An 11,860-nucleotide genomic window follows, 5' to 3' on the forward strand; every position below is an offset into this window, starting at 1 on the left:
ATGAAGAACCGTCCGATCCTCGAACCCGCCGCCCAGGCCTTCGCCGACGCCACCGCCCAGCCGCCGTACCTTTACCAGATCCCCGTCGCCGAAGGCCGTAAGGCCGTGGCCGGTGTCCAGAGCGGTGAGGGCGTCCCCCTGCCCGAGGTCGACGAAGAGTGGATCACCGTCCACGGCGGCCCGACCGGCGACGTCCGCGCCCGGATCGTCCGCCCCCGCGGCGCCACCGGCCCGCTTCCCGTCATCCTCTACATCCACGGCGCGGGCTGGGTCTTCGGCGACGCCCACACCCACGACCGGCTCGTCCGCGAACTCGCCGTCGGCACCGGGGCGGCCGTGGTGTTCCCCGAGTACGACCTCTCGCCCGAGGCGCGCTACCCCGTCGCGATCGAGCAGAACTACAGCGTCGCCCAGTGGGTCGCCCGCGAGGGCCACCACAAGGACCTCGACGGCACGCGGATCGCCGTCGCGGGCGACTCTGTGGGCGGCAACATGAGCGCCGCCCTCACCCTCATGGCCAAGCAGCGCGGCGACGTCACGCTCGTCCAGCAGGTCCTCTTCTACCCGGTCACGGACGCGAGCTTCGACACCGACTCGTACCACCGGTTCGGCGAGGGCTATTTCCTGCGCCGCGACGCCATGAAGTGGTTCTGGGACCAGTACACGACCGCCGAGGCCGAGCGGGCCCAGATCACCGCCTCCCCGCTGCGCGCCTCCACCGAGCAGCTCAGCGGCCTGCCGCCGGCCCTGGTCATCACCGCCGAGGTTGATGTCCTGCGCGACGAGGGCGAGGCGTACGCGGCGAAGCTCCGTGCCGCCGGCGTCCCCGTCACCGCCCTGCGCGTCCAGGGTGTCATCCACGACTTCGTGATGCTGAACGCACTGCGCGAGACGCAGGCCGCGGAACTCGCCATCGGCCTCGCCACCGACACCCTGCGCAAGGCCCTCGCATGACCGGGCCGTCGACGAGCATGCCGGTGGCGGGCCTCGTCCCCGCCCCGCGTCGGGAACACGGGCACGCCGACCTCCTCGTCCGCAACGCCAAGGTGTTCACCGGTGACCCCGACCGCCCCGAGGTCCGTGCCGTCGCCCTCCGGGACGGCCGGGTCGCGGCCCTCGGCGACGACCACGACCTCGCCCACCTCGTCGGGCCGGGAACGAGGGTCGTCGACGCCCTCGGCCGCCGGGTGATCCCCGGCCTCAACGACTCGCACCTGCATGTCATCCGGGGCGGCCTGAACTACGTCCTGGAGCTGCGCTGGGACGGCGTACGAAGCCTGCGACACGCCCTCGCGATGCTGCGCGAGCAGGCCGGCCGCACCCCGAAGGGGCAGTGGATCCGGGTGGTGGGCGGCTGGACCGCCGAACAGTTCGCCGAGCGCAGGATGCCGACCGTCGCGGAGCTGAACGCCGCCGCCCCCGACACCCCGGTCTTCGTCCTGCACCTGTACCAGTCGGCGCTGATGAACCGCGCCGCGGTGCAGGCAGCCGGATTCACCCGCGACACCCCGGATCCCCGCGGCGGCCAGATCGTCCGCGGCCGGGACGGCGAACCCAACGGCGTGCTCCTCGCGGCGCCGAGCGCCCTCATCCTGTACTCGACCCTGGCCAAGGCGCCGGCCCTCGACGAGGCAGACAAGCGGACGTCGACGCGCCACTTCCTGCGCGAGCTGAACCGCTTCGGACTGACGTCCGCGGTCGACGCCGCCGGCGGGTTCCAGAACTTCCCCGACAACTACGCGACGGTCGTCGACCTCGCCCGGTCGGGAGAGCTGACCCTCCGGATCGCCTACCACCTCTTCCCGCAGACGGCCGGGCAGGAGCTCGCCGACCTGAAGCGCTGGACCGAGACGGTCAAGCCCGGGGAGGGGGACGAGTGGCTCCGCCTCAACGGCGCGGGAGAGAACCTGACCTGGGCCGCCGCCGACTTCGAGAACTTCTCCGAGCCCCGGCCCGAGCTTGCCGCAGGGTACGAGACCGAATTCGAGAGCGCCGTCCGGCTTCTCCTTGAGAACGGCTGGGGCTTCCGGCTCCACGCGACCTACGACGAGACGATCCGCCGCGACCTGGCCGTCTTCGAGAAGCTCGCGGCCGAAGGGCTCTTCCCCGGCGGCAACCGCTGGCTCTTCGACCACGCGGAGACGGTCTCGGCCGACAGCCTCGACCGGATCGCCGCCCTCGGCGGCGCCGTCTCGGTCCAGAACCGGATGTCCTTCCAGGGCGCCGCGTTCCTCGATCGCTACGGCGCCGAGGCCGCCGCCCGCACCCCGCCGGTCCGGGCCATGCTCGACCGAGGCCTGACCGTCGCCGCAGGAACCGACGCCACCCGCGTCTCCTCGTACAACCCGTGGGTCGCCCTCCACTGGCTGGTCACCGGGCGCACCGTCGGAGGCACGGCCCTCTACCCGGCCGGGAACCTGATCGACCGGGAGACCGCCCTCGGCCTCTACACCCGGGGCGGAGCGGAGCTCACCGGCGAGCAGGACGTCAAGGGGACCCTGCGAGAGGGGACTTACGGCGACCTCGCGATCCTCTCCGACGACTTCCTCACCGTGCCCGAGGACGTCATTCCCGACATCGAGTCCGTCCTCACTGTCGTCGGCGGCCGGATCGTCTACGCGACCGCCGAGTACGAGGGGCTCGACGAGACCATCCCGCCGGTGACCCCCGAGTGGAGCCCGGTGGCTCACTTCGGCGGGTACCAGAGCGGTGCCCGCCAGGCATCGGCCGTGGCCGAGGCCGTCGCCGAGTCCGAGCAGCACCGCCGCTGGCGCGTCGCACGCGGCTCCGTTCCCGACACGACGCCGTCCTTCGTCGATCCCTGCTTCGATCACTGAAAGAGAGATCCACCCGATGTCCGCAGCCTCCCCCGCCGCCGACGGCGGCGACACGCCGGCAACCCTGCCGGACGTTCCCCCGGGACGCCGTTTCGAGCCGGACCTCCGGTCGATGACACGGATCAACCTGCGCCCCATCGCCTCACCCATGCCACTCGGCTTCTTCACGATAGCCATCGCCTCCGTGATGACGGGCTGCCTGCAGCTCGGGATCTTCGACGAGACGGCCCGCAGCGCCGTCGCCTTCACCGTACTGCCGGCCTTCGCCCTGCAACTCCTGGTGAGCTTCCTGGCCTTCGGCGCCCGTGACGTGATCGCGGCGACGCTGATGGCGGTGTTCGCCGGCAGCTGGCTGCCCTACTCGCTCATCATGCTCAGCGGCGCGGCCGACGGCCTTCAGGTCCTCGGCGTGTTCAACCTGGCGCTCCTCTGCTTCGGGGCCCTGATGACCGCCGTGACCCGGCCCAAGCGCGCGCTGTGGCTCGTCCTCGCGGTCTCCCTGCCCCGCTGGGCGGCCACCGGCTTCGCGGGCATCACCGGCGCCGAATGGCTGACGCGCACGTCCGGCGCGCTCGGCCTCGTGGTGGCGCTCGTCGCGATGTACACGGCGTTCGCCCTGATGCTCGAGGACATGCGCAGCGAGCAGGTCCTGCCCATCGGCCGCAGCGGCCCCGCCCACCTCGCCGTGGAAGGCGACCTGTCCGTCCAACTCCGCAACCTGGAACGCCAGGCAGGCGTACGCCGCACGCTCTGACCGCACCCACCCACCCCGTCACACGACGAGCGCACAGGAGCACCCATGGAACCGCAGGTGACGGACCGGCCCGAGAAGTCCCGGTATGAGATCCTCGCCGGCGACGACGGCACCGAGACCGCCGGCTTCGCCGAGTACCACCTCTCGGAGGGCGAGATCGCCTTCATCCACACCGAGATCGACAGCCGGTTCGCCGGCCGGGGCCTGGGCGGGCTGCTCGCCCGCGGGGTCCTCGACGACGCCCGGGCCCGAGGGCTGCGCGTCCTGCCGTACTGCCCCTTCATCCGGGGCTGGATCGGCAAGCACCCCGAGTACACCGACCTGGTGCCCGAGGCGAGGCGCGCCCGCTTCGGCCTGTGAAGCACCACACGAACACCACACATCCGCCTCTCGTCTCCCGCATCCCCAGTCCCATCCCCAGTCACGCACCGAGGAGTTCCCCCATGCCCCGACACGCCCGCCCCACCGTCGTCCTGGTCCACGGCGCCTTCGCCGACGCCTCCAGCTTCGCCCGCGTCATCCCCGAACTGGCCGCCGCCGGAATGGAAGTGGTGGCCCCGGCCGTGCCCAACCGCAGCCTCGTCGACGACGCCGCGTACATCGCCTCGGTGATCCGCGCCGTCGAAGGCCCCGTGATCCTGGTCGGGCATTCCTACGGCGGTGCCGTCATCACCCTCGCCGGCACGGAGGACAACGTCCGCGCACTGGTGTACCTCGCGGGATACGCGCTGGAGGAGGGCGAGAGCCTGGGCGAGTTGCAGGGCCGCTTCCCCGACTCCGGTCTCGCCGACGCGCTCGTCTACACCCCGTTCCCGGTGGCCGGCTCCACCGAGACCGGCACCGACGTCTCGGTGGAGATCGAGAAGTTCCCCGCCCTCTTCGCGGCGGACGTCGACCCTGACCTCGCCGCGGTGCTCGCCGTCTCCCAGCGCCCCCTGGCCGCACGTGCCTTCTCGGAGGCGGCGCCTGTCGCGGCGTGGAAGACCAAGCCCTCGTGGGGCCTGGTCGCCTCCTGCGACCGCACGATCAACCCCGATGTGGAGCGCTACGGGTATGAGCGCGCCGGCATGACCACCGTCGAGGTCGACTCCTCCCATCTGGTCATGCTTGCCCAGCCCAAGGCCGTGGCGGAGCTGATCCAGGACGCGGCCCGGTCCACCGCCCCTGACCCAATCGTTCAGGATCGAACGATTAGTCGATAATGTTCGAGCGCTGGTAGCTTCTGATCGCCCCCGAGGACCTTCGGCGGGCGATCGGAGGAGATACACCCATGAGGTTCGGCGCGAGGCTCGCGCTCGCCGTCATCGCCCTCGCCGCCCTTGCCACCGCCTGCGGTGTTTCGCAGGACAGTGGTTCGCAGTCGCACACCGCCGTGGACTGTGGGCCGTACGCCAGGTACGGCAAGCACCCCGGCACCGAGGTCACCGTCTACGCGGAGAACCGGGACCGGGAGGCCGACCTGTTCGAAGAGACCTGGGCGGACTTCGCGGACTGCACGGGAATCCACGTTCAGTACGAGGGGGACGGGGAGTTCGAGGCCCAGATCCAGCTCCGGGTCGACGGCGGGAGTGCACCGGATGTGGCGTTCTTCCCTCAGCCCGGGCTCCTGGAACGCTTTGCGCGGGCGGGGAAGCTCAAGCCCGCGAGCGCCGGGGTCGTGGCCCTCGCGAAGCAGGGCTGGTCGGCTGACTGGAACGGCTACGCGACCGTGAACGGCACCCTCTACGGCACGCCGCTGGTCGCGAACGTGAAGTCGTTCGTCTGGTACTCGCCGAAGTTCTTCCGCGACACGGGACTGAGCGTTCCCCGCACGTGGTCCGAGCTGATGGCCGTGACGGAGAAGGCCGCGGCGTCGGGCGTCAAGCCGTGGTGCGCGGGCATCGAGTCCGCCGAGGCGACCGGCTGGCCCGTGACGGACTGGATCGAGGACGTCCTGCTGCGTCAGCAGGGCACGGACGTCTACGACCAGTGGGTCGCCCACGAGATCCCGTTCAACGATCCGCGGGTGATCAAGGCCATGGACACCGTGGGGTCCATCCTCAAGAACGACCGGTACGCCAACGGCGGTTTCGGTCCGGCCCGTTCGATGGCGTCGATCTCCTTCCAGGAGGCCGGCACACCGATTCTCTCCGGCGACTGTGCGATGCACCGCCAGGCCTCGTTCTATGCCGGCATGTGGCCGAAGGGCACCGAGATCGGACCGGACAAGGACGTCTACGCCTTCCTCCTGCCGGGAGCCGACCCGGCCGGGCGCCCCGTACTGGGCGGTGGGGTGTTCACCGCGGCGTTCGCCGACCGCCCCGAAGTGCGGGCGTTCCAGGAGTACCTGACCTCCGCGGACTTCGCGAACGCGCGTATGAGGAGGGGCCCGTTCGTCTCGGCGAACAGGGGCGTGGATCCGGCGAACGCCGCGACCCCGGTCGACAGGCTCTCGATCCAGCTGCTCCAGGACCCCAGGACCCAGTTCAGGTTCGACGGTTCTGACCTGATGCCCGCGTCGGTCGGCGCCGGGACGTTCTGGAAGGGAGCCGTCGACTGGATCGGCGGCGCGAGCACCCGGCAGGTCGCCGACTCCATCGAACGGTCCTGGCCGAGCCACTGATGTCGTTCGACGCCGTCGCCCAGCAGCCCAAGCTGCTGTACCTGCTCCAGGGCGTCGCCGCCTTCGCGGCGGTGGTCGCCCTGATCCTGCTGGCGCTGCACCGGGGGCCGGTACGGAGGAGGGCCGCGGCCCTGATCCTGCTGGCCCCCGCGCTGCTGCTGCTCACTGTCGGTCTTCTCCTGCCCGGTCTGCGCACCCTGGTCCTGTCGTTCACCGACAGCGGGGGAGACGCGTGGGCCGGCTTCGACAACTACGTGTGGATGGTCACCGACCCCCGGGCGCTGGTGGCGCTGCGCAACACCCTGGCGTGGGTGGTGCTCGTGCCGTTGCTGGCAGCCCCGGTCGGTCTGCTCTACGCGGCGGCCGTCGTGCGGTCGCGGTTCAGAGCGTTCGCGCTGTCCCTCGTCCTGATGCCGATGGCGATCTCCTTCGTCGGCGCGGGTGTCGTCTGGAAGTTCGTCTACGCCTACCGTCCCGCGGAGGCCGGGCAGATCGGGCTGCTGAACCAGCTCGTCGTCGCGTTCGGCGGCGAACCGAGGCAATGGCTCGTGGACTCTCCCTGGAACGTCCTGTTCCTCATCGTGGTGATGGTGTGGACACAGGCGGGCTTCGCGGCCGTCCTGCTGGCCGGCGCGATCAGGGCCGTTCCCGGAGAGCTGACCGAGGCGGCCCGACTCGACGGCGCGTCCCCCCGGCAGATCTTCTGGCGGATCACCATGCCGTCGATCAGGCCCACGCTGCTCGTCGTGGTCCTCGCCCAGGCGGTCGGCACCTTCAAGGCCTTCGACATCGTCAAGACCATGACCGGCGGACAGTTCGACACGGGCGTCATCGCCCACGAGATGTACGGCCAGGCCTTCCGCTACGGCGAGACGGGCCGCGGTGCGGCGCTCGCCGTGCTCCTCTTCGTCCTCGTCACCCCCTTCGTCGCCCACCAGGTCCGGGCGCAGCGGAGGACAGCGTGAACGGCGTACGGGAGCGTCTGGCCTCCCGCGCCTTCACGTCGATCGCCGTGGTGATCGCGGTCCTCTGGACGACACCCACCCTCGGTCTGCTGCTCTCCTCGTTCCGTCCCGAGGAGGAGATCAAGACGACGGGCTGGTGGACCGTGTTCGGTGCTCCGAACCTCACACTCGACAACTACGGCGAGGTGCTGTCAGACGGCGGGAACGGGTCGGGGCGGCTCGCGGAGCACTTCGTCAACTCCGTCGTCATCACCCTTCCCTCGGTGCTGTTCCCGCTCGTGCTGGCGTTCTTCGCGGCGTACGCCCTGGCGTGGATCGACTTCAGGGGGCGGGACGCGCTGGTCGTCGGCATCTTCGCGCTCCAGGTCGTGCCGCTCCAGATGGCGCTCGTCCCCCTCCTGAAGCTGTTTTCCCAGGGCTGGCTGTTCCTGCCCGCGTGGAACCTCACCGGTCCCGCGCGGTTCGGCCAGGTCTGGTTCGCCCACACGGTCTTCGCGCTGCCGTTCGCGGTGTTCCTCCTGCACAACTTCCTGGCAGGGCTGCCCCGGGACCTGATCGAGGCCGCCCGTGTCGACGGCGCGTCGCACGGGACGCTGCTGCTCCGGATCGTGCTGCCCCTGGCCCGCCCGGCCCTGGTCTCCTTCGCCATCATCCAGTTCATCTGGGTGTGGAACGACCTCCTCGTGGCACTGACCCTGCTGGGCGGAACGGCCGACACCGCGCCGATGACGGTCAGACTGGCGAGCCTGGCCGGGACGTACGGCAACGAGTGGCAGCGGCTCACCGCAGGAGCCTTCGTGGCGGCGTTCGTCCCGCTGCTCGTCTTCTTCTCCCTCCGGCGGCACTTCGCGCGGGGACTGCTCGCCGGATCGGTCAAGGGATGAGCCCCGGGCGGCCCGAGGGAGAAGGCACGGCGGTGCCCGGGAGCGCGGGGCTGAGCCGGCCCGGGCTGCGGGGCCGCGAAGCCGAGCTGGCGCGGCTGCGCGCCCTGGTCGAGGCGGTGCGCGACGGCGAGGGAGGAGCGATCGCGCTGCTCCTGGGCGAGCCCGGGATCGGGAAGACCGTACTGTTGCAGGAGACCGTCTCGATCGCGCGGGCTCACGGGTTCTTCGTCGGCCATGGACGCGCCGAGGAACTGCACGAGCTGGCACCGCTCGCCTCACTGGCCTCCGGCCTCCTGCACGGTGACCCGCCGCTGCTGTCCGGCACGGACTTCGCAGACCTCGCGGGCCATCACGACCAGCGCATCTGGCTCGTCGAACGACTGGCCCAGCTGATCGAGGAACGCTCGGCGGGCACGCCGGTACTGATCGCGGTCGACGACGTCCAATGGGCCGACCCGCTGAGCCGGTTCGCCCTGAGTGTCATGCCGGCACGGCTGCTCAGCTCCCCGGTCCTCTGGCTGCTCACGGGCAGGAACGACCCGGAACTGTACGGGCAGGGGCCGCGGACGACGACCCTCCCCCTCCGGCCGCTGTCCGACACGGCCCTGGCCGAGCTGGGACGGGACGTCCTCGGCGGGGACGTGCCGACGAAGGTCGCGGAACTCCTCGACGGGGCGGGAGGCAACCCCTTCCTCGCCGCCGAGATGCTCACGGGGATCGCGGCGTCGGGCGCGGATGCGCCGGAGCCGCCGGAGCGGCTGGTCCTCGGTGTACGCGACCGGCTGGCCGACCTCCGTCCGGACACCCTCCACTTCCTGCGGATCGGCTCGGTCCTCGGCCGCGCGTTCTCGCTCGCGGACGCCGCCGCCCTGTGCGGCCGGCCCGCCTCCGGGCTCAGCGCCGAAGTGGACGAGGCGATCGCCGCCGCCCTCCTCCACGACGACGGCGAACGCCTCCTGTTCCGCCACGACCTGCTCCGCCAGGCGGTGTACGCCGATCTCGCCCCCTCCGTACGCCGGGCGCTGCACCGGGAGGCCGCGAGCCGCCTCGTCGCGGCGGGCCGGAGCTCCACCGACGCGGTCCCGCATCTGCTGAAGAGCGCCGAACCCGGCGACCAGGAGGCGATCGGGCTGCTCGGCACGGCCGCCACGGACGTGATCGCCGTGATGCCCGGCCTCGCCGCCGACCTGGCCGTACGCGCCCTGGAACTCGTACCGCCCCATACGTCCATGGTGTTCGACGTGGGAGAACGGGCCATCGTCGCGCTGACCCGCGCGGGCCGGTACACCCAGGCACGGGATACCGGCGACACGCTGCTCGCCCGGCAGCCGCCCCTGGACGTCTTCGCCCGTCTGCAGTCCGTACTCGGCGACACGCTGTGGCACCTCGACGACGTCCACGAGCTGACCCGCCGCTCGACGGCAGCACTGGCAGCCGTCACCGACCCGACGATCCGCGCCCGGCTCACCGCCCGGCAGGCCCTCGCCCGGTCCCGCGGGCGCGACCTCGGGGCCGCTCGCGAGACCGGCGAAAGGGCGCTCGCCGAGGCGGAGCGGTCCGGTGACCGGGAGGCCCGTGTCCTCGCGCTGTGGGGCCTCGGCGAGATCGCCCTCAACGCGGGCGACTGCGCCGCCGCCGTCGAACACCACACGGCGCTGAGCGTGTTCGACACGGCCTTCCTGCCCGAGGAGGCCGTCGCCCGGATCCACATGGACGACTTCGACACCGTCCGGCGACTGCTCCGGACGGCGGGCGACGCTCCCCTGCGCCCCGCCATGCTGATCTGGGCCCAGGGAACCCTGAACATGGGGCTCGGCCGGCTCGACGACGCGGACGCCGACCTCGTCACCGCCGAGCGGCTCGAAGCGGACCTCCACGTGCCCGCCAACCTGGTCAACATCCGCGTCAACCGCGGCCTCCTCGCGATGCTGCGCGGCGACCGCGAAGCCGCGCGGGAACACCTGGACGTCGTACGGGCGACCGTGGCCGAGCGGCCGAACACGGGCAACCACGCCACGCACCAGTACTTCGAGGCCGTCGTCGCCGACGCCGACGGCGACCACGCGGCAGCGGCCGAACTGGTCCGATCCGTGCAGCGTGACCATCCCTTCCTCCGATGGCGGCTCCTGCGCCCCCATGTCGTCCCGGCCGTGCGGATCGCCCTGCGCGGCGGGGACCGGAACCTGGCCGAGGACCTCGCCGCCCAGGCTGTCGAACACGCCACCCGCAACCCCGGCGTGCCGACCGCCCAGGGGGCGGCCGCCCACGCGTCCGCCCTGGCGAACGCCGACCAGGGACTCCTGGAGCGGTCGGTCCGCATCCTCCTCACCGGCCCCCGGCCGCTGCCCCTCGCCGCCGCATCCGCCGACCTCGGGCGCGCGCTCCTCACAGCAGGCGACCCCGCCGCGACACCCGCCCTGAACAGGGCCCACGACATCTACGCCCAGGCGGGGGCCGACGCCGAGGCCGACCGGGTCCGGGCCGATCTGGAACGGGCCACCAGCAGCTCCGGCCGGCGCCGCACCGGAGGCCTCCGGCCGCGCCCCGGCCAGGGCTGGGACGCGCTCACGACCTCGGAACGCAAGGTGGCCCGGCTGATCGCCGCGGGCCACACCAACCGGTCGGCCGCACAGGCCCTCGTCGTCTCCCCGCACACGGTCAACACCCATCTGGCGTCGATCTTCCGCAAGCTCTCGGTGCGCTCGAGGGTCCACCTGGCCCGGATCGTGCTTGCGGAGGGCGACGCCGGGACAGCCACCGGCGGCTGAGTGACCTCTGCGCCTCCGTGCAAGGTGTGGTGCGCGGTACGGCAACAGGAGGTGCAGGACCGGTCCTAGCGTGACGGGCATACCGCGCCGCTTCGACGCGCGGACCAGCCGACCCGAATCGAGGACGCATCCCCATGCCGTACATCACCGTGGGCCAGGAGAACACCAACCCCATCGAGCTGTACTTCGAGGACCAGGGTGCCGGGCAGCCCGTCGTCCTCATCCACGGCTTCCCGCTCGACGGCCACTCCTGGGAGCGCCAGAGCGCCGCGCTGCTCGACGCCGGCTACCGCGTGATCACGTACGACCGCCGCGGTTTCGGGCGGTCCTCGCAGCCGACCGTCGGCTACGACTACGACACCTTCGCGGCCGACCTGAACACCGTGATGGAGACCCTCGACCTGAAGGACGCCGTCCTGGTCGGTTTCTCCATGGGCACCGGCGAGGTCGCCCGCTACGTGTCCGCGTACGGCTCCGGCCGGGTCGCCAAGGTCGCCTTCCTGGCCTCGCTCGAGCCCTGCCTGCTCAAGAGCGACGACAACCCGGACGGCGTCGCCCCGAAGGAGTTCTTCGACGGTGTCGTCGCCGCCGTCGAGGCCGACCGCTACGCCTACTACACGGCCTTCTTCAACGACTTCTACAACCTCGACGAGAACCTGGGCACCCGCATCAGCGAGGAGGCCGTCCGCAACAGCTGGAACACCGCGGCCCGCGGCGGCTCCTTCGCCGCGTCCGCCGCGCCGGCGACCTGGTACACCGACTTCCGTGCCGACATCCCCGCCGTCGACGTGCCGGCCCTGATCCTGCACGGCACCGCCGACCGCATCCTGCCGGCCGAGGGCACGGCGCGCCCGTTCCACAAGGCGCTCCCGTCGGCCGACTACGTCGAGATCGAGGGCGCCCCGCACGGTCTGCTGTGGACCCACGCCGAGGAGGTCAACACCGCCCTCCTCGCCTTCCTGGCGAAGTGACGCCGCACCGTTGACCCGCCGGGTGACGCCGGTCCCCGACGTCACCCCGGCCCCCGGTTCCCCGGCGCGGGAACCGGAC

The 11,860-nt window shown here is 71.6% G+C and carries 10 protein-coding genes; all 10 read left to right on the forward strand.

All coding sequences use genetic code 11. The features are described from left to right. The 10 genes from ACFWBY_RS31065 (at position 1) to ACFWBY_RS31110 (ending at position 11,781) form a co-directional block, all read left to right on the forward strand. Complete coding sequence (locus tag ACFWBY_RS31065; RefSeq protein WP_385336021.1) at positions 1-954, forward strand: alpha/beta hydrolase; 954 nt, start codon at positions 1-3, stop codon at positions 952-954. Continuing rightward, positions 951-2,837 carry an amidohydrolase gene (locus ACFWBY_RS31070; protein WP_385336019.1) on the forward strand — a complete coding sequence of 629 codons (1,887 nt, stop codon included), beginning with the start codon at positions 951-953 and terminating at the stop codon, positions 2,835-2,837. Before ACFWBY_RS31065 ends, ACFWBY_RS31070 begins: the two co-directional genes overlap by 4 nt. 16 nt (positions 2,838-2,853) lie before the next feature. Further along, a complete protein-coding gene (locus ACFWBY_RS31075) occupies positions 2,854-3,591 on the forward strand; it encodes a GPR1/FUN34/YaaH family transporter (RefSeq protein ID WP_385336017.1) in 738 nt (245 codons plus the stop codon). Positions 3,592-3,636: 45 nt separating this feature from the next. Then, a complete protein-coding gene (locus ACFWBY_RS31080; RefSeq protein ID WP_385336015.1) occupies positions 3,637-3,951 on the forward strand; it encodes a GNAT family N-acetyltransferase in 315 nt (104 codons plus the stop codon). An 83-nt stretch (positions 3,952-4,034) separates the two neighbouring features. Further along, positions 4,035-4,793 (forward strand): alpha/beta fold hydrolase, encoded by a 759-nt coding sequence (locus ACFWBY_RS31085; protein WP_385336013.1) that lies wholly within the window; start codon positions 4,035-4,037, stop codon positions 4,791-4,793. 68 nt (positions 4,794-4,861) lie between these two features. Beyond that, positions 4,862-6,193: an ABC transporter substrate-binding protein gene (locus tag ACFWBY_RS31090; RefSeq protein WP_385336011.1), complete on the forward strand. Its 1,332-nt coding sequence runs from the start codon at positions 4,862-4,864 to the stop codon at positions 6,191-6,193. After that, positions 6,193-7,158 carry a carbohydrate ABC transporter permease gene (locus ACFWBY_RS31095; protein WP_385336009.1) on the forward strand — a complete coding sequence of 322 codons (966 nt, stop codon included), beginning with the start codon at positions 6,193-6,195 and terminating at the stop codon, positions 7,156-7,158. Before ACFWBY_RS31090 ends, ACFWBY_RS31095 begins: the two co-directional genes overlap by 1 nt. Beyond that, on the forward strand, positions 7,155-8,042 hold the full coding sequence (locus ACFWBY_RS31100) for a carbohydrate ABC transporter permease (RefSeq protein WP_385336007.1): 888 nt from the start codon (positions 7,155-7,157) through the stop codon (positions 8,040-8,042). The genes ACFWBY_RS31095 and ACFWBY_RS31100 overlap by 4 nt, the downstream gene beginning before the upstream one ends. Further along, positions 8,039-10,810, forward strand: a complete 2,772-nt coding sequence (locus ACFWBY_RS31105; RefSeq protein WP_385336005.1) for an ATP-binding protein — start codon at positions 8,039-8,041, stop codon at positions 10,808-10,810. The genes ACFWBY_RS31100 and ACFWBY_RS31105 overlap by 4 nt, the downstream gene beginning before the upstream one ends. Positions 10,811-10,944: 134 nt before the next feature. Beyond that, on the forward strand, positions 10,945-11,781 hold the full coding sequence (locus ACFWBY_RS31110; protein WP_385336003.1) for an alpha/beta fold hydrolase: 837 nt from the start codon (positions 10,945-10,947) through the stop codon (positions 11,779-11,781). The last annotated feature ends 79 nt before the right edge of the window (positions 11,782-11,860 follow it).

Source organism: Streptomyces sp. NPDC060049, assembly GCF_042736715.1.
Classification (GTDB): Bacteria; Actinomycetota; Actinomycetes; order Streptomycetales; family Streptomycetaceae; genus Streptomyces.